This window comes from Beduinella massiliensis (assembly GCF_900199405.1).
Classification (GTDB): Bacteria; Bacillota; Clostridia; order Christensenellales; family Aristaeellaceae; genus Beduinella; species Beduinella massiliensis.
In genome coordinates, this window is the sequence record NZ_LT963430.1 from 2019484 (window position 1) to 2041163 (window position 21680).

19 protein-coding genes, 1 other RNA gene and 2 pseudogenes are annotated in these 21680 nt (G+C 60.0%); 19 read left to right on the forward strand and 3 right to left on the reverse strand.

The window, feature by feature from the left end; all coding sequences use genetic code 11:
* Positions 1-52 precede the first annotated feature (52 nt).
* The 16 genes and pseudogenes from C1725_RS09890 (at position 53) to C1725_RS09960 (ending at position 16753) form a co-directional block, all read left to right on the forward strand.
* Positions 53-1174, forward strand: coding sequence for a sn-glycerol-3-phosphate ABC transporter ATP-binding protein UgpC (locus tag C1725_RS09890; protein ID WP_102411448.1), 1122 nt, complete (start codon positions 53-55; stop codon positions 1172-1174).
* A 288-nt stretch (positions 1175-1462) separates the two neighbouring features.
* Entirely contained in the window at positions 1463-2533 is a 1071-nt protein-coding gene (locus tag C1725_RS09895) for a PucR family transcriptional regulator (RefSeq protein WP_346026543.1), read from the forward strand.
* Positions 2534-2665: 132 nt separating this feature from the next.
* Positions 2666-3910, forward strand: a complete 1245-nt coding sequence (locus C1725_RS09900) for a S41 family peptidase (RefSeq protein WP_346026544.1) — start codon at positions 2666-2668, stop codon at positions 3908-3910.
* A gap of 227 nt (positions 3911-4137) precedes the next feature.
* Complete coding sequence (locus C1725_RS09905; protein ID WP_102411451.1) at positions 4138-4875, forward strand: ATP-binding cassette domain-containing protein; 738 nt, start codon at positions 4138-4140, stop codon at positions 4873-4875.
* A 113-nt stretch (positions 4876-4988) separates the two neighbouring features.
* Positions 4989-6551 (forward strand): putative ABC transporter permease subunit, encoded by a 1563-nt coding sequence (locus tag C1725_RS09910; RefSeq protein ID WP_346026545.1) that lies wholly within the window; start codon positions 4989-4991, stop codon positions 6549-6551.
* 60 nt (positions 6552-6611) lie between these two features.
* Positions 6612-6748: signal recognition particle sRNA large type (gene ffs, locus C1725_RS09915), an RNA gene on the forward strand.
* A 158-nt stretch (positions 6749-6906) separates the two neighbouring features.
* The gene (glyA, locus tag C1725_RS09920; RefSeq protein WP_102413306.1) at positions 6907-8157 is read left to right on the forward strand and encodes a serine hydroxymethyltransferase; all 1251 of its coding nucleotides are present in this window, start codon (positions 6907-6909) and stop codon (positions 8155-8157) included.
* A gap of 237 nt (positions 8158-8394) precedes the next feature.
* Complete coding sequence (locus C1725_RS09925) at positions 8395-8835, forward strand: Rrf2 family transcriptional regulator (protein ID WP_102411453.1); 441 nt, start codon at positions 8395-8397, stop codon at positions 8833-8835.
* Positions 8832-10010: a cysteine desulfurase NifS gene (nifS, locus tag C1725_RS09930; RefSeq protein WP_102411454.1), complete on the forward strand. Its 1179-nt coding sequence runs from the start codon at positions 8832-8834 to the stop codon at positions 10008-10010. The genes C1725_RS09925 and nifS overlap by 4 nt, the downstream gene beginning before the upstream one ends.
* A gap of 1 nt (position 10011) precedes the next feature.
* Positions 10012-10407: a Fe-S cluster assembly scaffold protein NifU gene (gene nifU, locus C1725_RS09935; protein ID WP_102411455.1), complete on the forward strand. Its 396-nt coding sequence runs from the start codon at positions 10012-10014 to the stop codon at positions 10405-10407.
* 52 nt (positions 10408-10459) lie between these two features.
* Entirely contained in the window at positions 10460-12277 is a 1818-nt protein-coding gene (gene hflX, locus C1725_RS09940; protein WP_346026547.1) for a GTPase HflX, read from the forward strand.
* A 38-nt stretch (positions 12278-12315) separates the two neighbouring features.
* Entirely contained in the window at positions 12316-13029 is a 714-nt protein-coding gene (locus tag C1725_RS09945) for a D-alanyl-D-alanine carboxypeptidase family protein (protein WP_102411457.1), read from the forward strand.
* A 314-nt stretch (positions 13030-13343) separates the two neighbouring features.
* A pseudogene (locus C1725_RS19630) lies at positions 13344-13631 on the forward strand (M15 family metallopeptidase); the annotation flags it as partial.
* Positions 13605-13698 (forward strand): annotated as a pseudogene (locus C1725_RS19635) (D-alanyl-D-alanine carboxypeptidase family protein); the annotation flags it as partial. The pseudogenes C1725_RS19630 and C1725_RS19635, both read left to right, overlap by 27 nt.
* Before the next feature lie 298 nt (positions 13699-13996).
* Positions 13997-16459 (forward strand): glycosyl hydrolase 2 galactose-binding domain-containing protein, encoded by a 2463-nt coding sequence (locus tag C1725_RS09955; protein ID WP_102411459.1) that lies wholly within the window; start codon positions 13997-13999, stop codon positions 16457-16459.
* Between the two features lie 87 nt (positions 16460-16546).
* Entirely contained in the window at positions 16547-16753 is a 207-nt protein-coding gene (locus C1725_RS09960; RefSeq protein WP_146009218.1) for a hypothetical protein, read from the forward strand.
* 70 nt (positions 16754-16823) lie between these two features.
* Here C1725_RS09960 and C1725_RS19360 read toward each other — a convergent pair whose 3' ends face one another.
* Positions 16824-16967 carry a hypothetical protein gene (locus C1725_RS19360; RefSeq protein WP_346026548.1) on the reverse strand — a complete coding sequence of 48 codons (144 nt, stop codon included), beginning with the start codon at positions 16965-16967 and terminating at the stop codon, positions 16824-16826.
* Positions 16968-17140: 173 nt separating this feature from the next.
* Between C1725_RS19360 and C1725_RS09965 the strand changes: the two genes are divergently transcribed.
* Entirely contained in the window at positions 17141-17521 is a 381-nt protein-coding gene (locus C1725_RS09965; RefSeq protein WP_102411461.1) for a metallopeptidase family protein, read from the forward strand.
* Positions 17522-17658: 137 nt separating this feature from the next.
* Here C1725_RS09965 and C1725_RS09970 read toward each other — a convergent pair whose 3' ends face one another.
* Positions 17659-19509, reverse strand: coding sequence for a heavy metal translocating P-type ATPase (locus C1725_RS09970; protein ID WP_102411462.1), 1851 nt, complete (start codon positions 19507-19509; stop codon positions 17659-17661).
* A 43-nt stretch (positions 19510-19552) separates the two neighbouring features.
* Positions 19553-19771 (reverse strand): cation transporter, encoded by a 219-nt coding sequence (locus C1725_RS09975; protein ID WP_102411463.1) that lies wholly within the window; start codon positions 19769-19771, stop codon positions 19553-19555.
* Between the two features lie 331 nt (positions 19772-20102).
* On the opposite strand from C1725_RS09975, the gene C1725_RS09980 reads away from it, so the two are divergent.
* Both C1725_RS09980 and C1725_RS09985 read left to right on the forward strand, forming a co-directional pair.
* Positions 20103-20456, forward strand: coding sequence for an Hpt domain-containing protein (locus C1725_RS09980; RefSeq protein WP_102411464.1), 354 nt, complete (start codon positions 20103-20105; stop codon positions 20454-20456).
* 59 nt (positions 20457-20515) lie between these two features.
* Positions 20516-21670 carry an HD domain-containing phosphohydrolase gene (locus tag C1725_RS09985; RefSeq protein ID WP_102411465.1) on the forward strand — a complete coding sequence of 385 codons (1155 nt, stop codon included), beginning with the start codon at positions 20516-20518 and terminating at the stop codon, positions 21668-21670.
* Positions 21671-21680 lie beyond the last annotated feature (10 nt).

The following is a 21680-nucleotide window of genomic DNA, read 5'->3' on the forward strand; positions in this document are numbered from 1 at the left end:
AGCCCAGTTTGCCCGTAGGAACAACTCAATATTTAGTAAGGGGGATCTCTTGATGGCAAGCGTATCTTTGAAGCACATCTACAAGATCTATTCCGGCAATGTGACGGCAGTGAGCGACTTCTGCCTGGACATTGAGGACAAGGAGTTCATCGTGCTGGTCGGCCCCTCCGGCTGCGGTAAGTCCACGACCCTGCGCATGGTCGCAGGTCTGGAAGAAATCTCCGACGGCGAGCTGTACATCGGTGAGAAGCTTGTAAACGACGTGGCTCCGAAGGATCGCGACATCGCGATGGTTTTCCAGAACTACGCTCTTTACCCGCACATGACGGTGTACGACAACATGGCGTTCGGCCTGAAGCTGCGCAAGAAGCCCAAGGCGGAAATCGACAAGCTCGTGCACGAAGCGGCCAAGATTCTGGACATCGAGCACCTGCTCAACCGTAAGCCGAAGGCTCTTTCCGGCGGTCAGCGTCAGCGCGTCGCCCTGGGCCGCGCCATCGTCCGTGACCCGAAGGTCTTCCTCTTTGACGAGCCGCTGTCCAACTTGGACGCCAAGCTGCGCGTCGCGATGCGTACCGAAATTACCAAGCTGCATCAGCGTCTGCAGACCACGTTCATCTATGTCACGCATGACCAGACCGAGGCCATGACCATGGCGTCGCGCATCGTCGTCATGAAGGACGGCTTTATCCAGCAGGTCGATACGCCGCAGAACCTGTACGACTATCCCTGCAACCTGTTCGTCGCGTCCTTCATCGGCAGCCCGCAGATGAACTTCTTCACCGTGAAGCTGGAGAAGCAGGCGGACGGCGTCTGGGCGAAGTTTGGCGACAACAAGATCAAGGTGCCGGTCAGCAAGATTTCCAAGTTCGTCGACGAGAGCTACATCGGCAAGGAAGTTTACATGGGCATCCGTCCTGAAAACATCCATGATGAGGAAGTTTTCATCGCCAACTCCGAGACCAGCGTCATCGATGCGAAGGTCGAGGTTGTCGAACTGATGGGTTCTGAAACCTACCTGTACCTGAAGACCTCCGGCAAGGACGAAAACATCATCGCCCGCGTCGATCCGCGCTCCACGGCCCGCACCGGCGATACCATCAAGATCGCCTTTGATGCGAACCGCCTGCACTTCTTCGACAAGGATACGGAAGCGACCATCGTTTCCCGGTAAGGCATTTTTACGGAGCCGTAAGCAAGACTTACGGCCCCTTTTTTATTGCTCCGCCGTCCGCGCAGGCAGTAAAGCATCGGTGCCTTTGTGCGTTTTTGACTAATATCGACAAAATCACCAAATCATAACGGTATTACCACGCCAAAAAGAGTGAATCTGTCCATGTGCCTCTAGCATATTTTCAAAAAATCGATTATAATAAAAAAGGTATGATGCTAAACCATAAAGAGTTTCGTTCAGTTTTACTGAAAATGGATTGATATGGAAGCAACGAAAGGAGTAGGTTGGATGGTTCCTGAAAAACGCTTTTTGAATCAGGTTCAGCAAGTTCTGGCCCGGCTGATGCAGCCGATCTGGCTTTTGGACGTAGAAGGAAATGTGCTTTTACCCGAAGAACAGCAGGTTCAGCTGAACCTGCCCGAGTTCATGGAACCCGGGTTGCCCGTCGCCTTCGACGGAAAGACGTTCCTCACCATCGGCATTACGCCGGAACTGGTGCTTTGTGCGGATGCGCAGGGTGCCGCCACGCACGACTGCATCCTGTTGGCAGGTGCGATGATCCAGTCCATGGGACGCGGCGAAGCGCCGATCGCCAGCCGTTACGATGTCTATCGCCGCGTGCTGCGCGAGGAGCTGACCGGCTCCGAGCTGGAAGCGCTCGCGCATGAGCACCAGATCGACATGGAACGCGACCGCAGCGTGCTGGTCTTCCAGCTTTTGCAGACGGAAAACGACACCGCTTTTACTCAGCTTGAGGAACTCGTGCCGCGCGCCAACGGCGACCTGCTCATCGAGATGGATCGCCATACGGTCGTGCTGCTCAAGAGCATGGAACAGGTGGAAGCGTTCGACGAGCTGTTCCAGCTGGCAGAAGCTATCGATCAGATGCTGATGGACGAGCTGGGGCATAGCTGCATCGTGGGCATCGGCGAGCCCAAGCATCACCTTTCGGAGCTGGGCGAGTCCTACCGCGAGTCGCGCCGCGCGATCGAGGTCGGTCGTACCTTCTGTGCGGATCAGCACATCTTTGTGTACCGCAACCTCGTGCTGGAGCGCTTCCTGATGGATATCCCGCGCGAACTGGGACAGCGCTATCACAGCATCCTCTTCAACCGCCGCACCGCGCGGTTGTTCAACGAGGAAATGCTGCATACTATCGAGATGTTCTTTGCCAAGGATTTGAACCTATCCGACACGGCCCGCCAGCTTTACATCCATCGTAATACGCTGGTGTACCGCCTGGACAAGGTGCAGCGTCAGACGGGCCTCGACCTGCGCAAGTTCGACGATGCGGTCACCTTCAAGATGATGCTGCTGCTCGGCAAGAGCGGCAAGGACAAGCCGCGTCCCGTGTACTGAGCGGCGGGCGCCGATAGGTATAAAGGGGGATTCCGGTGACGAGCCGGAATCCCTTTTCATACACAGCGCTTTACGCAACAAAAACGAATCCGAAAACGTCAGATGCATAGACTGACAGAAAGGGCTTATGGCATGCAGCATAAAAATATGATGCGGATCGCGGCGGCCGCGCTGACGCTGACGCTGACGGGCGCCGCGCTGAGCGCCTGCGCGACGGGTTTTTTCCTCGGCACAAAGGGTAAGGAGAAGACGGTCACCATCACGCGGGAAGAATACGACCGACTGAAGCAATTTGAACGTCTGGATGAGCTGATGCAGATCGTGAACGCGTTTTACTACGAGGAGCCGGATACGGACGCGATGCTGGAATACGCGGCCATCGGGCTGATGGTGGGGCTCGACGATCCGTACTCCTTTTATTATACGCCGGAGGACTATGCCTCGATGAACGAAAACGTCGAGGGTACCTACGCGGGTATCGGCACGCAGCTTCTCGTCGATCCGGAGGACACGTTAATGATGGTGACGCGCGTGTTCAAGGGCAGCCCGGCCGAGGCGGCGGGGGTGCTTTCAGGCGACAAGATCATCGGTGTGGATGGCGTCGGCTATACCGGATACGAGCAGAGTCAGGCGGTCGCGGCCATGCGCGGCGAGCCGGGAACCGAGGTCACCATCACCGTTCTGCGCGGCGAGGAGACGATGGACCTGACCGTTCAGCGGGCGCAGATCGAAATGAACTACGTGGAATACGAGATGATGGAAGACGCCATCGGTTACGTCATCGTGTACGACTTCATGGGCGACGCGGCGGACGGGTTTAAGGAGGCTGTTTCCTACTTTCAGCAGCAGGGCGCGAAGGGAATGATCCTCGACCTGCGAAGCAATGGCGGAGGACTCGTCACCGATGCGGTGGCCATCGCGGACGTGCTGCTGCCCGAGGGCGTGATCGTCTCGACCGAGGACCGCTACGGCAACCGGACGGAAGAGCGCTCGGACGAGGAGGCTTTGGGACTGCCGCTTGCGGTACTGGTCAACGGTTACAGTGCGAGCGCTTCGGAGATCGTCGCGGGCGCGGTCAAGGATACCGGCGTCGGCACGCTGGTGGGCGAGAAGACGTTCGGAAAGGGCATCATGCAGGCGGTTTTCCCCTTTGATTCTGACGGCGCAGGCATGCAGCTTACCGTCGCGCGCTACTTTACCCCCTCGGGCACGTGCATTCACGGTATCGGCATCGAGCCGGATGTGCCGGTGCAGCAGGCAGAGGATGTGAAGCTGCGTTACGGCATCAATAACATCCCGCGCGATAAGGATGTGCAGCTCCAAAAAGCGGTCGAGGTCGTCCGCGATCAGATCGCAGCGGAAGGAACAGCAGAATAAACCGTTCAGAGCGGCTGGAATGGCCGCTCTTTTCCTTTGTGCCTGCTGAAAATTACGCGCGGGCTGGGTAGGCAAACGAGCGATGCAGGGACTCTCAGGCGGACGCGTGCACTGCCTGTCTTTGGGATCATATGGAAAGCCCTTGACATGCCGCCGGAGCGTGCTATAATCTATTTAGAAAAAAATCTAATTATCGAAGGCGGCATTCGGGCCGCAGAAGGAGCCATATGATTCAGCTGAAGCATCTGTGCAAGGCCTACGCGAAGGGCAGCGTGCGGGCGGTAGACGATCTGACGCTCCACGTCAATCGGGGCGAGATATTTGGGTTCATCGGGCCGAATGGTGCGGGCAAGACGACGACGATCAAGATGCTCACAGGCATTCTGCGTCCGGACGCGGGAGAGGTCGTCATCGGAGGCGTGAGCATGCAGAAGGACCCCATCGCGGCAAAGCGCATGATCGGCTACGTGCCCGATGGCGGAGAGGTATACGAGCGGCTGACGGGGATGGAGTACCTGTCCTTCATGGCGGACATGTACGGCGTGGAAAATTCACAGCGGCGGGAGCGCATCGGCCGATATCTTGAAATGTTCGAGATGACGCAGGCGGCGGGCGACCTCGTACGCAGCTATTCGCGAGGCATGCGCCAGAAGATCACGCTGATCGGTGCGCTGATCCATCAGCCCGCGCTTTGGGTGCTCGACGAGCCGATGGTCGGGCTGGATCCCTGGGCGGCTCATATCCTGAAAGAAGAGATGCGCCGTCACTGCGAGAGCGGCAACACGGTCTTCTTTTCGACCCACGTGCTGGACGTGGCGGAGAGGCTGTGTGACCGCATCGGCATCATACAGTCCGGCAGGCTGATCGCGGAGGGGACGATGGACGAACTGCGCAGCGCTGAGCATGCGCAGACGCTGGAGAGCATCTTCCTGGAGATGACCGACGCGGACGGCGGAAAGGAATGAGGCAGATGCGCACGTTTTTCTTGCTCTTTCGGGTACAGATGAAAAACCGAATGGGCCTTTCTGCCTTGCGGACGACATTTCGCACCGATAAGAAGCGATTTTGGCAGGGGACGATGATCGCTCTTGCCGCCGTCGCGGGTGTAGCCACGCTCATAGGCTGCTATGCGTTGCTGGTACATACGGTTTTTGGCGCGGCGACGGGACCGTTTTCGTTCGTCCGTGAGATGGTGCTGGCATTGCTTTTTTTGCTCATGCCTCTCATGATGCTCATCACCGGCACGGCGACGATGCTCGGCACGCTGTACTTTGGGCGGGATGTAGAACTGCTCGCCGCGCTTCCGGCACGCGAGCGCACGGTCTTCGCCTCAAAATTTGCGCAGGTGCTCTTCTTTGAATATCTGGTCGTGCTGGCGCTGTGTCTGCCGCCCATCCTGCTGTACCCGCAAGCCTTCGCGTTTTCCTATCTCGTCCGCGCAGTGCTGGTGCTCTTCCTGCTGCCGTTTATTCCGCTCGCGATTTGCGCGGCGCTGTCGCTTATCCTGATGCGTGCGGGCGCGCTCGTCCGTCACCGCGAGGCGCTGATGGTTGGCGGAGCGTTCCTCGGCATCGGAGCCGTACTGGCAATGCAGGCGCTGGTCCTCAAAAATGCGGAAGAAAACTTCACCGTGCAGGCAATGCTGACGTTCCTGCTTTCGAGGCGCAGCCTGGTCGATCTGTTGGTGAGCGCCTATCCGCCAGCGGGTTGGGCGCTTCGGGCGCTGAGCGGCGAGGGCGTGGCTGCGTTCGGACAGCTCGCGCTGCTGGCGCTTGCGTCTGCCGTCTGTCTTGCGCTGACGCTTCTGCTGTCCGGCAGATTGTACGAACGGGGCCTATCGGCGGCAGGCGAGACAGCTGCCGGCGGCAGACGCAGGCGAACAAGGGGGAGTGCGCCGCGGCGTTCGCAGACTGCCGCCCTGTTCCTGCGCGAATGGCGCGTGGCGCTGCGAACGCCTGCCTACGCGATGAACGCACTCATCGACATCCCGATGGCGCCGGTCATGCTGTGCATGCTTACCTTCGCCATGCCCCGGGATGTCGCAGAGCTGGCCGCGCTGTTTGGCGAGACGGTGGATGCGAACGTCGTGACGCTGGGGCTGACTGCGCTGCTCGCGTTGGTGGCAAGCCTGAATACCGGGGGCGTGACGGCCTTCTCACGGGAGGGAAGCCTTCTCGCGTTCGGGCGTTCGCTGCCTGTAAGCGCGTATACGCTGGCGCTGGGGAAGCACCTCTTTGGCGCGTCGGTGGCGCTGCTTGCGGTGCTTGCCGGGGTGGCGGCAGCGGTTCCGCTGCTGCATATCGCGCCTGCGCAGGCTGCATACGCTACATTTACCGCGTTTTTCTTTGCAGCTGGAGTCAACGCGGCGGGCCTGCTTTTTGACATGTATCGCCCGCGCCTTTCGTGGACCTCTCCGACAGAGGCGATCAAGCAGGGGTTGAACCCGATGATGTGCATGATCGCCGGGTTTGTATTCGCGGTCGTAGCGGGCGGCACGGCGTACCTGATGCTGCGCGCGGGCCTCGAGACGGAGACGGTTTTGGTGGGCACCGCTGCGGTCACTTTGCTGCTGAGTGCCCTTTCACACATGGCGCTTTTCGCGCTCGCGCCCCGGCTTTACGCCGGGCAGGGCGAAGCGTGAGCCAAAATGCGGGAAGATCAAAAGAACCCCTTGATTTTTGAAGGAAAATCGTCTACAATGAATAGGCTGTAAGGGCGATGACGGACGGGTCCTGTGCAATGAGGCGGTGTGAACCTTGTCAGGTCCGGAAGGAAGCAGCAATAAGCATTCAGCAGCATGTGCCGCGGGGATGCCTGGCCTGAGCCCTTACGGTTTTTGAATCTTAATAAATGGGTCTTCAAGACAGCTTATGGAAACGCCGGTATTGCGCCCGGCGTTTTTTTGCTGTTTATGAGGACTATGCGCGCTTGCCAACAGGCGCATCCGGCGATATAATAGGATAACGACAGTAGCACGAAAGGGGCAGTGAATTATGATAGACTTTGCGGCGATCCGGGCGGCCGATCCTCAGGTGGCGCAGGCGATGGAGGACGAGCTTACCCGCCAGCGCGCGCACATCGAGCTGATCGCATCGGAAAACTTCGTGAGCGACGCGGTGCTGGCGGCGATGGGATCCCACCTGACGAACAAGTATGCGGAGGGCTATCCGGGAAAGCGCTATTACGGCGGATGCCAGTATGTGGACGTGGTGGAGAACCTGGCGCGTGACCGCGCGAAGGAGCTCTTCGGGGCTGATCATGCCAACGTGCAGCCGCACTCCGGCGCGCAGGCGAACATGGCGGTGTACTTCGCCATGCTGGAACCGGGAGATACGGTCATGGGCATGAACCTTTCCCACGGCGGACATCTGACGCACGGAAGCCCGGTCAACATGTCAGGCAAGTACTTCAAGTTTGTGCCTTATGGCGTAACGGAGGATACGGAGGTCATCGACTACGACGAGGTGCTGCGCATCGCGCAGGAATGCCGTCCCAAGATGATTGTCGCGGGTGCGTCCGCCTATTCGCGCATCATCGATTTTAAGCGCCTGCGCGAGATCGCGGACGAGGTGGGCGCGCTGCTGATGGTGGACATGGCGCACATCGCCGGTCTGGTCGCGGCGGGAGAGCACCCCAGTCCGGTGCCGTATGCGGACTTCGTGACGACCACCACACACAAGACCCTGCGCGGCCCCCGCGGCGGCATGATCCTGTGCCGGGAGCAGTACGCGAAGGCCATCGACAAGGCGATCTTCCCCGGCACGCAGGGAGGCCCGCTGGAGCACGTGATCGCGGGCAAGGCCGTCTGCTTCAAGGAAGCGCTGACGCCCGCGTTTAAGGCCTATCAGCACCAGATCGTGCTCAACGCGAAAGCCATGGCGCAGGCGTTTGAAGAGGAGGGTATCCGTCTCGTTTCCGGCGGCACGGATAACCACCTGATGCTGCTCGACCTCACCGGCACCGGCGTCACCGGCAAGGAGCTGGAAGCGCTGCTGGGGCAGGCGAACATCACCGTCAACAAGAACACGATTCCCAAGGAAACGCTTAGCCCCTTCGTGACCAGCGGCATACGCGTGGGTACGCCCGCCGTAACGACGCGCGGTATGAGGGAAGCGCAGATGAAGACCATCGCCGGCTGGATCGCGCGCGTGGTTCGCGAAAAGGATGCGGCCCTGCCGCAGGTCAAGCGCGAGGTGGAAGCGCTCTGCGCGGCCTATCCGCTTTACGAGGGCGTCACCCGCATGTGATTATACGGGGATCTCGTACGGGCGGGGAGATCAATGCTGCCCGCGCATGCGGCTAAAGCCTGCCGGTTTAAGCAAAAATTCCCGCCGTTTCAACGCAAACGGCGGGGGTTTTTGCGTTTATTTCTGATAAAATAAGTCGAAATGAAACGCGTCCTATTGACAAGGATTAGGCCGCGTGCTAGGATAGACGTGCAATTCCGATAAAAATGATCGAGATTCGGCGAGAGGAGACAGACCATGAAGCTTTCGACGCGTGCGCGCTATGGGATCCATGCGATGTTCGAGCTTGCGACGCGTTATGGACAAGGGCCGCAGCCGCTCAAGAGCATCGCGGAAAGCCAGGACATTCCGGAGCAGTATTTGGAGCAGCTCATCGCGCTGCTTCGGCGGGACGGTTTGGTGGAAAGCGTGCGGGGGGCTCAGGGCGGCTATATGCTGGGCAAGGAACCCGCGAGCATTACGATGGGAGAGCTCATGCACGTGCTGGAGGGGCCGATCCTGCTGGCGGACTGCCTGTCGGACGATAAGCGCTGTGAAAGATCCTGCGCCTGCCCGACCAAGGTGGTCTGGCAGCGCCTATCCAAGAGCATGGACGACGTGCTCTATTCGGTGACGCTGCAGGATATGCTGGACGATCAAAAGCGAATGATGGAGGAAAGCGGAAAGGAGCAACCATGAGCATATATCTTGACAACGCCGCGACGACGGCGACAAAACCCGAGGTGTTGGAAGCGATGCTTCCTTACTTTACCGAGATCTATGGAAACCCCAGCAGCATCCACGCAGCGGGCCGCGAGGCGCGGCAGGCGGTGGAATGCGCGCGGGCCAAGGTGGCGAAGGCGCTCGGCGCGGACAAGAGCGAAATTTACTTCACCGCGGGCGGCAGCGAGGCGGACAACTGGGCTATCAAGGGCACGGCCTTTGCGCACAAAGCCCGGGGCAACCACATCATTACCACGAGCATCGAGCATCACGCGGTGCTGCACACCTGCCAGTGGCTCGAAAAGCAGGGCTTTGAGGTGACCTACCTGCCGGTGGACGCGGACGGACTCGTGAGCCCCGCCGACGTGGAAAAGGCCATCCGACCGGAGACGATCCTCGTCAGCGTCATGATGGCGAACAACGAGATCGGCACCATCGAGCCCATCGAGGAAATTACGCGCATCGCGCACGCGCACGGCGTGCTGATGCACACGGACGCCGTGCAGGCGGTCGGCGCAATTCCGGTAGACGTCCGCGCGCTCGGGGTGGACATGCTCTCGCTCTCCGCGCATAAGTTTTACGGTCCCAAGGGCATCGGCGCGCTCTACATCAAGAAGGGTGTCAAGGCCGACCCCTTCATGCACGGCGGCGCGCAGGAGCGCGCGCGGCGCGCGGGCACGGAATACTTGCCCGGCATCGTGGGCTTGGGCAAGGCGATCGAGCTTGCGACCGCGGACGTGGCGAGCCACGCCGCGCGTCTTACCGCGATGCGCGACCGGCTGATCGACGGCATCTTAAAGGAAATCCCCTATTCACGCCTCAACGGACACCGGACGCGGCGCCTGCCGGGCAACGTAAATGTATCGGTGCAGTACATCGAGGGCGAGGCGCTGCTGCTGCGTCTGGATCTTGCAGGCATTGAGGGCTCCAGCGGATCGGCCTGCACCTCCGGTTCGCTCGATCCTTCGCACGTGCTGCTGGCGATCGGCTTGCCGCACGAGGTGGCGCACGGCTCGCTTCGGCTTACGCTGGGCGATTTCAATACGGAAGCAGACGTGGACGCGGTGCTCGAAAAGCTGCCCGAGATCGTGAAGACGCTTCGGGATATGTCGCCCATGTATCAGGATATGCTGGAAGGAGCGGTGAAATAAAATGTACAGCGAAAAGGTCATGGATCACTTCAGCAACCCGCGCAACGTCGGGGAAATCGAGGATGCCAGCGGCGTCGGCACGGTGGGCAACGCCAAGTGCGGCGACATCATGCGCATGTTCCTCAAGGTGGAGGACGGCGTCATCGTGGATGTAAAGTTTAAGACGTTCGGCTGCGGCGCGGCGATTGCGACCAGCAGCATGGCGACCGAGATGGTCAAGGGAAAGACGATCGAGGAGGCGCTTAAGCTCACCAATCAGGCGGTAGCGGAAGCGCTGGACGGCCTGCCTCCGGTGAAGATGCACTGTTCGCTGCTGGCTGAGGAAGCGCTCAAGGCGGCGATCGAGGATTATCAGAAAAAGCAGCGGGCTGAACACGCCGAGCCTGCGGCGAAATAAAGGGCGGGCGGATACGACGTATCCGCCCTTTTTGACAGGAAGAGGGATGTATTTGCTTTACGGGAACACGACCGGAATTCGGGATTCGCTCCTTCGGGAGATTGAGACGCTGTACGAGGCGGAGATCGAGGAAAACGAGTTTGCCCCTATTGATTTTCTGCAGCGGCTCGCGCATTACACCTGCCTTATCAACCGCGAAATCAGCGTGTACGTCGCGCGCAGCGGCGAGGTGCTGGACGTGACCATCGGCGCGCTGGAAAGCGTGCCGCTCAAGGACATGCACCTTCGGCGCAACACGAAGAGGCTTTCCATGATTCGCTGTATCCACACGCATCCGGGCGGGGACGCACGCCTCTCGGACGTGGACTTGAGCTCCCTGCGCACGCTGCGCTTTGACGCGATGGCTTCGGTCGGCGCGCGGGACGACAAGCCCACGGGTATTCAGGCGGCCTTCCTGGGCGAATGCAAGGCGGGCGTGCCGCAGGTCATTTTGATGGAGCCGCTCAGCATCTACCGCATACCCCAGAAGGAATGGATGGACGAGATACTCCTGGCGGACAAGCGCGTACTGCAGGGCGAGGCGGCGAAGAGCGACGAGGGCGGCGCGGAACGCGCGTACCTGGTGGGAATGGATTCACAGGTGTCGCTGGAGGAGCTTGCGCGTCTGGCGGAAACCGCCGGTGCGCAGGTAATCGAAAAGACGCTGCAGCGGCGCGCAAAGCCCGACGGAGCGACCTACGTGGGCAGCGGCAAGGCGGACGAGATCGCCCTGGACTGCCAGGCGCTGGACATCGACACGGTCATCTTCGACGACGAGCTCACCGGTGCGCAGACGAGGAACCTCGAAAACCTGCTGGGCGTCAAGGTCATCGACCGAACGACGCTGATTCTGGACATATTCGCCCAGCGCGCGCAGTCGCGCGAAGGACGGTTGCAGGTAGAGCTCGCCCAGCTCAACTATCAGCTGCCGCGGCTGATCGGACACGGGCTTTCGATGTCCCGTCTGGGCGGCGGCATCGGCACGCGTGGCCCGGGCGAGACGCGATTGGAAGTCGACCGCCGCCGCATCCGCAAGAGAATGACGGACCTGCGCCGCGAGATCGACGAAATGCGCGCGCAGCGCTCCCTTCGCCGCGCGCGCAGGGAGCGAAACGCCGTGCCGGTGGTGGCGCTGGTAGGCTACACCAACGCCGGGAAATCGACGCTGCTCAACCGTCTGACGGAGGCAGGCGTGCTGGCCGAGGACAAGTTGTTCGCGACGCTGGACCCGGTCACGCGCAGCGTGAAGCTTCCGCACGGAGGGGACTTCCTGCTCGTGGACACGGTTGGCTTCATCAGCAAGCTGCCTCACGCCCTGGTGGACGCTTTCCAGTCCACCCTGGAAGAAGCGATGCTGGCCGATCTGTTGGTCATCGTGTCGGACGCCTCGTCGGCGGAGGTTTACGCACAGCGCGAGGTCGTTTGCGGGGTGCTGGAATCCCTCGGCGCGGCGGATAAGCCCGTGATCGACGTGCTGAACAAGATGGACGCAGCGGAAAGGACGCCCGATATTCCGGGGGCGCTGCCCATCAGCGCCAAGTCGGGAGCGGGTATCGAGGCGCTGATGGAGGCGATCGCACGCGAACTGATGCAGTTGCAGCGTCCCGTGTGGGTGCGAGTGCCCTACGCCCAGTCGACGGCGCTCTCCCGCCTGCACGACGAAAACCGCGTGCTTGAGGAACGATATGAGGCGGAGGGTACGCTGGTGCGGGCCATGGTGGACGACGAGACGTTCAGCAGGCTCGTGCGCGCGCTGGGGCCGAAGGCGATCTGCGAATCCCCGGAAGAACAGGAAAACGAGGGCAGGGAATCGCAGGGCTCAATCGTTTAATGTAACGGAAGAAAACGACGGCGAAAGGACTTGCTGCCATGCTGTTACCCATCAGAACCTTTGCCGCGCTGGCGGCGGCCGTATCGGTGTTCTTCGGATCGTTCAGCTATGCGCTGCCGGGGCAGAACGCGCAGGGCTCGCTCGTACTCGTGAACAAGCAGAATCGTGCGCCAAGCGCGCAGCCGATACTGGTGCTTCCGGACGTTACGCCCACGCGGCCCGCGCTTGCCGGGAACATTTACATGCGCCCGGAGGCTGCTACGGCGCTGGAGGCGCTGTTCCAGGCGGCGAGGGACGAGGCGGGTTTTACGCTTTACGCGACCTCGGGCTATCGCAGCTACGCGACGCAGCGCGCGATTTACGAACGGCGCTCAGAGGCGCTGGGTGAGCGACGCGCCAGCCAGGTTGTGGCAAAACCCGGATATTCGGAGCACCAGACGGGCCTTGCGATGGACATAGAAGGCGAAAGCACGCTGGGCATCGGCCTCGAAGAAGAATTCGGCGATTCGCCGGAGGGCATCTGGGTCGCTGAAAACGCGCACCGCTTTGGCTTTATCGTCCGCTACAAGCGCGGATGGGAGGATATCACCGGTTATGCCTACGAGCCCTGGCACATCCGCTACGTGGGCGTGGAGCACGCGACGGCGATCGCGGAGCTGAACATTCCGTTTGAGGAATACCTGGAGCTTTTGCAGGGGCAGAGAACAGGCGCGCTCAGCGGCGCCGTTGAAACGGAGGAGGACGAAGGATGAAGCTGAAGGACCCTAAGACGGCGGGGGCGCTTGCGCTCTCGATGCTGCTGCTTACGGCTCCGGCAGGCGCGTTCGGCCTTGGGCTGGAGTACGTCTCCGAAGAGCAATTGGAGCAGGAAGAGGCGTTTTTTAGCGCGTGGGACTATGCGCTCTCCTATGAATCGCTGATGGAAAGCGACTATCTGGTGTTGGCCAACCGGGATTCGCTGCTGGATAAGGACTACAAGCCCTCAGACCTGGTCAAGATCAAGGCGCGCAAGGTGTCTAGCGACGCGATTCAGATGCGGAAGGCCGCGTCGGAGGCCATGAGCGCGATGTTCGACGCAGCGCTGGAGGACGGCGTCAAGCTCTACGCCAGCTCCGGCTACCGCAGCTATCAGACGCAGAACACCATGTATTACAACCGGCTAAAAAAGAATAACGGTGTGGACGACAAGGTGGTGGCTTATCCCGGGTCTTCGGATCATCAGACGGGCCTTGGCATCGACATCATCAACTACTCCGGCATCGGCAAGCGCTTTACCAGCGCCTTCGCGGACACCAAGGAGGGCAAGTGGCTTGCGGCGAATTGCTGGGATTACGGCTTTATCCTGCGCTACGCGAAGGACAAGGAGGATATCACCCAGATCATCTATGAGCCCTGGCACTTCCGCTACGTGGGGCTCGAGCCCGCGCTTTACATGCGGGACAACAACCTGTCGCTGGAGGAGTTCACCGCCGAGTGGCACGACGCGGTGACGGCCTTTGACGGCACGGAGTTCACGTCCATCAGCGTAGAGGACATGGAAAACGAATAACGACCTTTTCGGGCAGAGGCGGCGGTGGCGCCTCGCCCGATGGGAGGTGGGGCTGTCCGCTTTATCGGCGGCGGCCCCTTTTTCTTTTTCGGCGCCTGCAGACGGCAGGAGATGGCGCGCGCAGGGGAGAATCCCCTAGCAGCTAAAAACCAAGCGAAAGGATGAAACAAATGATCGCACAATCTCTGAACGGGAGCTGGCGCATGCAGAGAGCGGGGGACGACGCATGGCTCGACGCGGTGGTCCCGGGCTCCGTATACGCGGATTTGCTGCGCGCAGGCAGGCTGGAGGACCCCTTTTACCGGGAAAATGAGCAGGCGGCGTTTGACGTGATGCGGGAGGACTACGTCTATACCCGCAGCTTTTCAGTGGACGAAACTCTGCTCGCCTGCGACGCGGTGCTGCTTCGCTGCGAGGGTTTGGACACGCTGTGCGACGTGACGGTGAACGGTGAAGCGGTCGCCAGCGCCGACAACATGCACCGCACCTGGGAGTGGGACGTGAAGGACATGCTGCGTGCGGGCGAAAACGAGGTGCGTATCCTGTTCCGTTCGCCGCTCAGGTACATCCTTGCGGAGAACGAAGCACGCCCCTGCTGGGGTACGACGGACGCGACGCCGGGATTTTCACATCTGCGCAAGGCGCATTGCATGTTCGGCTGGGATTGGGGGCCTCGCCTGCCGGATGCGGGCATCTGGAGGGACATCTCGCTGCTGGGGATCGAAATGGCCCGCATCGACAGCGTGTACGTCGGCCAGCTGCACGAGGACGGGCGCGTGATTCTTTCCCTTGAGCCGGAGCTGGATGCCTACATGGAGGAGGAGATGACCCTTTCGGCTACGGTTACGGCGCCGGATGGGCGGGTGTACCGCCCCAAGGACGACGAATCGCTGAACGTCGTAATCGGCGAGCCCATGCTCTGGTGGCCTGCGGGCTATGGAGACCAGCCGCTTTACACCGTACGCGTGGAGCTTTCAAAGGATGAAAAGCTGCTGGACGTGTGGGAGCGGCGTATCGGCCTTCGTACGTTGACGGTTTCGCGCGAGAAGGACGAATGGGGAGAGGAATTCTGCCATGTGATCAACGGCGTCAAAATTTTCGCGATGGGCGGCGATTACATCCCGGAGGACAATATCCTTTCCCGCGTGACGCCCGAACGCACGCGCCGCCTGTTGGAGGACGCAAAGCTGGCGCATTTTAATACGGTTCGCGTCTGGGGCGGGGGGTATTATCCGGACGACTTCTTCTTCGACATCTGCGACGAGCTGGGCCTGCTCGTCTGGCAGGACTTCATGTACGCCTGCGCGTTCTACGATTTGACGGAGGACTTCGAGGAATCCATTACACAGGAAGCGATCGACAACGTGCTGCGCCTGCGCCATCACGCGTCGCTGGCGTTGCTTTGCGGAAACAACGAGATGGAGATGTTCCAGAAGGAAGCGGCGGACGCCGTTCGTGCGGGGCAGTCCGGATTTGGCGTAAGGCGCCCCAGCCACATGGCCGATTACACGAAGATGTTTGAATACATCATCCCCAACGTGGTAAAGGCTTACGCGCCGCAGACATTTTACTGGCCTGCATCGCCCTCCTCCGGAGGGGCGTTTGACGAGCCGAACGACCCCAATCGCGGCGACGTGCACTATTGGGACGTGTGGCACGGCGAAAAGCCCTTCACAGAGTACCGCAAGTTCCACTTCCGCTACGCGTCGGAGTTTGGCTTCCAGTCCTTCCCGTGCCTGGAAACGGTCAAGTCCTTTACGCTGCCTGAAGACCGCAACATCTTCTCGCGCGTCATGGAGCGTCATCAGCGCAATCGCGCGGCAAACGGAAAAATCCTTTCCTACCTGTCGCAGACCTACCGCTACCCGGAGAGCTTCGATAACCTGCTGTATGCCTCTCAGCTCTTGCAGGCGGACGCCATCCGCTACGGTGTGGAGCACTGGCGCAGGTTCCGCGGGCGCTGTATGGGCGCGATCATCTGGCAGCTCAACGATTGCTGGCCCGTGGCGTCCTGGTCTTCCATCGACTACTATGGCCGCTGGAAGGCGCTGCATTACGCGGCCAAGCGCTTCTTCGCGCCGGTAATGCTCTCCTGCTGCGAGGAGGGCGAAATCACCCAGAACCCCCAGATCAACGAGTTCCATCCAGAGCCCATCGAGCGCTCGATCACCCTGTGCGTGGCCAATGAGACGCGCTTTACGGTGCACGGAATCGTGCGCTGGGCGCTTCGCACACCCGACGGTGCGGTCGTACGCGAGGGAGCAGAGGAGATCGAAGTGCCGGCGCTTTCCAGCCGTTGGCTGAAAAAGCTCTGCTTTGAGGAAGCGTCGCTCACGGCAAACTACGCGAGCTTTTCGTTTGAACAGGATGGCAAGGCGGTCTCCTGCGGCACAGCGCTCTTCTGCGCGCCTAAACACTTTGCGTTTATGGATCCCAAACTTGCCCTGCGCTTAGAGGGAGACGAGGTCGTCGTTACGGCCTGTGCGTTCGCTCGCTATGTGCAGATCGAATCGGAGGACGCGGATCTGCTGCTTTCGGACAATTTCTTCGATATGAACGCGGGCGAGCGCCGCGTAAAGGTGCTTCGCGGCAGCGCAAAACAGCTTCGGGCGCGCAGCGTCTACGACCTGTAAGCACGGCGTCACTCATGGAAGACCGGGGTGCAGGGAAGGATACATTTTGAACCGAACCGGATCGGAAGACGGAAAGGGATGAGAAATGTGTCTTTGAAGCACCTTTTGCAGCGGGATCAACGTGCCGCAGCCTTTTACGAGTCGCTGCACCCTTGCGTGAAGCGCGCGGTGGACAGTCGCATGGACGAAATCGACAACGTTGAAGATCTGAGCGCCGTCGCGAATAACGCGATGACACAGGGCTTGCGCGAGTTCGGCGGCATCTACGACGACAGCGAAACCTGGCCGGACTAGACGCAAACGTGCCCCGGCGGCTTGAACGAAAGCCGCTGGGGCACGAATCTATGTGAAAAGGCTTGTTGCCTTAGTGGGCACGCGGGCCAAAGGAGCGGCGGGATAGCGCAGGCAGGGGAAGAATTGAGGTGCCCAGCCGGGTGTCGATCGCGGATAGAAGCAGGTAAAGCTGCGGGAAACGAAGCGCGAGCTTCGTGAGAAAATTTTCTTTCATGAAGAATCACCTCCTGTTGTTGTGAAAGAGTATACAGCCCAACTGTGTCCGCAGAATGAACGCATAAAGGCCAATTGTGAAAAATGAAGGAGAGCGTGTGGCGACGCGCACGCGGTTGCTGAAAAAGGCGCGTCATGATAGAATAAGGAGAACGACAGGCGGAGGTGCAGAATATGGTATCGCTGGAACAATTCCACGAGATGCTGGACGAGGAGGCGGAAGAGCTCCCCGAAGTGCTTTACCGTGGGCTCAACGGGGGCGTCATCCTCTCTGAAGCCTGCCGTTTAAGCGAACACGCGCGCGCGGACGACCTGTATACGATGGGAGAATACCAGTACAGCGGCGCGATGGGCAGCCGCATCGTGATTTATTACGGATCGTTTCAGCAAGTATACGGGAATTGTTCCCCGGAGGAGCTCAGAAGGCACGTGCGCGAGGTGCTGCGCCACGAATTCCGCCACCACCTGGAGCGTCAGGCGGGCGTGCGCGACCTGGAACGCGAGGACGAGGCGGACATCCGCCGCTATCTGTACGGAGATCGGAGAAGGCGCTGATCCGGACGATGCCCGCATCCGACTTCGTACGTCCGTTGACGGCGTCCATTTGCGCATGCCAATGCAGCGCGTAATTTTCGCGGCAAATCAAAAGGGCCCGCCGGCAGATGCACCGGCGGGCAATCCTATGCGGAGCTTTATAGATTTTTGACGTGCAACGCGCGCGTCGCGTTAAGAATCGCGATCACCGAGACGCCCACATCCGCGAAGACGGCGGCCCACATGTTCGCCAGGCCCAGCGCGCCCAGCGCGAGCACGACGGCCTTGACGCCCAACGCGAAGACGATGTTCTGGCGCACGATGCGAAGCGTCCGGCGGGAAATGCGAATAGCGTCCGCAATCCTGGAAGGCTTGTCGTCCATCAGCACCACATCTGCCGCCTCAATCGCCGCGGCGGAACCCAGCGCGCCCATCGCGATGCCGATGTCCGCGCGGGTGAGAACGGGAGCGTCGTTGATGCCGTCGCCGACGAAGACGAGCTGTTCGCTTCCCTGCTTTTCGCAAAGCAGCCGCTCGGCCTGCTCGACCTTTTGCGCGGGCAGAAGCTGGGCGTGCACCTCGTCCACGCCGAGTTCGGCGGCAACTGCCCTGCCGACCCTTTCAGAGTCGCCGGTCAGCATGACGGTCTTGCGAACGCCGGTTTCCTTGAGCGCGGCGATTGCCTTTTTCGCGTCGGGCTTGACGGTGTCGGAGATCACGACGTGGCCCATGTACTGCCCGTCGGCCGCTACGTGTACGATGGTACCCGCCTTGTGGCAATCGTGCCATTCGACCCCTGCCTGGTCCATCAGCTTGCCATTGCCGGCGTAAATCAGGCGCCCGTCTACCCGCGCCTTTACGCCATGGCCGGGGAGCTCGCTGACGTCCTGCACGCGCCCGGCGTCCAGCTCGGCGTGGCAGGCCTCTCGCAGGGAACGGGAAATGGGATGATCGGAGAAGCTTTCCGCCAGCGCTGCGATCTCCAGCAGCTCCTTCTCGGAGACTTCGTCCGGGTGCACAGCCGTGACCTCAAAGCTGCCGCGCGTGAGGGTGCCCGTCTTGTCGAAGACGACGATGCCCGCATGAGAGAGCGCTTCCAGATAATTGCTGCCCTTGACGAGGATACCGCACTTGGAGGCGCCGCCGATGCCGCCAAAGAAGCTGAGGGGAATGGAGATCACCAGCGCACAGGGGCAGGAGATGACGAGGAACGTAAGCGCGCGGCTGATCCACTCGCCCCACCCGCCGCCCAACAGAAGCGGAGGAAGCACCGCCAGCACCGCCGCGCCGATGACGACGGCAGGGGTGTAGTAACGCGCAAACTTGGTGATGAAGTTCTCCGCCTTCGCCTTTTTGCTGCTGGAGTTTTCGACGAGATCGAGGATCTTGGAAACCGTCGATTCTCCAAAGGGCTGGGTCACGCGGACGCGCAACAGTCCGGATAGGTTGATACAGCCGCTGACGACGCCGTCGCCGGGGCGGGCCTCCCGGGGCAGGGATTCGCCGGTCAGCGCAGCCGTATCCAGCGTGGAGGAACCTTCCAGCACGGTGCCGTCCAGCGGTACCTTTTCTCCGGGCTTTACGACGATGACGTCCCCGACGGCGATTTCTTCGGGGTCTACCTGTACGAGCGCTCCATCTCGTTCGATGTTGGCAAAGTCCGGGCGGATGTCCATCAGAGAGGAAATCGACTGGCGGGAGCGTCCGACCGCGTAGCTCTGGAACAGCTCGCCCACCTGATAGAAGAGCATCACGAAGACGGCTTCTGCGTAGTCTCCTAGAGCAAGCGCGCCCAGCGTCGCCACGGCCATGAGAAAATTCTCATCGAAAATCTGACCGCCGCGGATGTTGCGCAGCGCGCGCCACAGGACGTCCCAGCCGACGAGCGCATAGGGAACGAGGAACAGCGCAGCGCGCAGCCATCCCTCCGCAGGGATCAGCGCCGCCGCGCTAAGAAGCGCAGCGCCCACGAGGATGCGCACGAGCATCTTTTTTTGCTTGTTGGACAAGAGAACCCTCCTCGCTTTCAACGGGCGGCCGTGCCGCCTATCGTTACAGAACGACGGTGCAGTCCGGCTCGATCTTCCGGCAGGCCTTGACGGCCTCCTTGACGACCGCGTCGAAGCGGTCGTCCGCTGCCGTAAGCGTCAGCTTCTGCGACAGAAAGCTGACGGATACATCTTCGACGCCTTCGATCTTGCGGATGGCATCCTCCATCTTGGCGGCGCAGTTGGCGCAGTCCAGGTCGATCAGTTTAAAATGCTTTTTCATGATTACCGCTCCCTTCTCAATTATGCTCCAGAACGATCGCGTTTGAATCTCGAAAGATGAACGATTGCTCATCTGCTGATATTATAGATCAATGAAATGAAAACGTCAATAGAAAAATCAATATATTTTGAATTATTGATATATTCTTGCGAGAGAACGGTATTTCGACCGGTTTTTGACGTGAAAGGTTGAACATTGCCGGTGAATGTGGTAGACTATATCAGATTGGTTTTCCACACAGGCAAGACGGCATCGTTGTTTTGCCATGCAAATACAGATAACGCCGCGCGCACCCGTATTTTGCGCGCCTACATTAGTTGAGGGATAGAAAATGGAGTTTAGAGACGCGCTTATCTCGCTTGACGTAAACCTTCCGGAAACGCTGCATCGTTTTTCCGGAAATGAAGGTTTGCTCAGGCGCTTCGTCATGCGGTTTCCGCAGGACGCGACCTACCGTGAGCTTAAGGATGCCATCGAGCAGGGCGATTCGCAGAAAATAGAGAGGACGGCCCACACCCTTAAGGGGTTGTCGGCCAATCTGGGCTTTGGAAAACTGCAGGCGGCCTGCAACGACCTTGTGGTCGCTGTTCGCCAGGGGCAAGGTTCGAGCGTACCTGCCCTCTATGAAACGGTGCGCGCTGAATACGATAAGATTTTGCAGTATTTAGGGCAGGTGGACGCTTAAAACGGTTCCGCGCGGAGCCTGAACGATACGGAAGATCAACAACGGAAGGAGGATGTGCTGTGCGCAGTGACAAAGCGCTGCTCATCGTGGACGACGTGGAATTGAACCGCGCACTGCTCAGTGAGGCGTTCAACGGCATCTATGCGACGCTTGAAGCGGAAAATGGCCGGGATGCGCTGGAGATCATCGACGCACATCCGATGGGGATCGCCGCGATCCTGCTGGATCTCGTCATGCCGGTAATGGACGGCTTTGCGGTGCTGCAGGCCCTGACCCTGCGCGGGCTGATGAAGAAGATCCCCGTATTCCTGATTACGGCTGAAAATTCCGACGACACGCTGCGGCGCGGATACGAACTGGGCGTGGTCGATATCATCAAGAAGCCCTTTATGCCAGAGTTCATCCGCAGGCGTATCAACAACGTGATTGAGCTGTACGAAAACAGAGAGCAGCTCAAGCACGTCGTGGACGAGCAGGAGATTGCGCTGGACAGGCAGGCCCGCCAGCTGGAGGCGCAGGCGCAGAAGATTCAAGAGACAAACAGCGCGCTCATCGATACCCTGTCGACGGTTATCGAATTCAGAGACTGCGAGTCGGGCGAACACGTCAAGCGCATCCGCAGCCTGACGGCGGTGCTCCTCAAGTACATCGTGCACCACTACCCGCAGCTCGGCATTCGGGAAGAACAGATTCCGCAGATCACGGACGCTTCCGTCATGCATGACGTAGGCAAAATATCAATTCCGGATTACATCCTCAACAAGCCGGGCAGGCTGACTTCGGAAGAATACGAGATCATGAAGGAGCACACCATTCGCGGGTGCGAAATCCTGCAAAGCGTGCCCAGACTTCAGGAGAGCGAAATCTACCAGTACTGCTACGACATCTGCCGCTATCATCACGAACGCTGGGATGGCCGCGGTTATCCGGATGGGCTCGTGGGGGATCAGATTCCCGTCTGGGCGCAGGTGGTGGCGTTGGCCGACGTCTACGACGCGCTGGTAAGCGTACGCGTTTACAAAAAGGCGTATACGCATGAGGAAGCGGTACATATGATCCTGGGCGGCGAATGCGGCGTGTTCAATCCGATTATGATCGAATGTTTTCGCGCGACGGCGGGATACATTCACGACACGCTGTACGCATCGGAGCCGGAGACCGTGAGGCAGTTGTACGAACGGCGGGAACCGATGCACGTCGCGTCACAAAAATGAAATCAGGCAG

Coding starts and splice junctions, on each gene's coding strand:
- C1725_RS09925 (WP_102411453.1), top strand. CDS start 8,395: ATGAAGCTTTCGACGCGTGCGCGCTATGGGATCCATGCGATGTTCGAG.
- C1725_RS19360 (WP_346026548.1), bottom strand. CDS start 16,967: ATGAAAGAAAATTTTCTCACGAAGCTCGCGCTTCGTTTCCCGCAGCTT.
- C1725_RS09980 (WP_102411464.1), top strand. CDS start 20,103: ATGGAGTTTAGAGACGCGCTTATCTCGCTTGACGTAAACCTTCCGGAA.
- nifS (WP_102411454.1), top strand. CDS start 8,832: ATGAGCATATATCTTGACAACGCCGCGACGACGGCGACAAAACCCGAG.
- C1725_RS09975 (WP_102411463.1), bottom strand. CDS start 19,771: ATGAAAAAGCATTTTAAACTGATCGACCTGGACTGCGCCAACTGCGCC.
- C1725_RS09900 (WP_346026544.1), top strand. CDS start 2,666: ATGCAGCATAAAAATATGATGCGGATCGCGGCGGCCGCGCTGACGCTG.
- nifU (WP_102411455.1), top strand. CDS start 10,012: ATGTACAGCGAAAAGGTCATGGATCACTTCAGCAACCCGCGCAACGTC.
- C1725_RS09910 (WP_346026545.1), top strand. CDS start 4,989: ATGATCGCTCTTGCCGCCGTCGCGGGTGTAGCCACGCTCATAGGCTGC.
- C1725_RS09905 (WP_102411451.1), top strand. CDS start 4,138: ATGATTCAGCTGAAGCATCTGTGCAAGGCCTACGCGAAGGGCAGCGTG.
- C1725_RS09955 (WP_102411459.1), top strand. CDS start 13,997: ATGATCGCACAATCTCTGAACGGGAGCTGGCGCATGCAGAGAGCGGGG.
- C1725_RS09945 (WP_102411457.1), top strand. CDS start 12,316: ATGCTGTTACCCATCAGAACCTTTGCCGCGCTGGCGGCGGCCGTATCG.
- C1725_RS09895 (WP_346026543.1), top strand. CDS start 1,463: ATGGTTCCTGAAAAACGCTTTTTGAATCAGGTTCAGCAAGTTCTGGCC.
- C1725_RS09890 (WP_102411448.1), top strand. CDS start 53: ATGGCAAGCGTATCTTTGAAGCACATCTACAAGATCTATTCCGGCAAT.
- C1725_RS09965 (WP_102411461.1), top strand. CDS start 17,141: ATGGTATCGCTGGAACAATTCCACGAGATGCTGGACGAGGAGGCGGAA.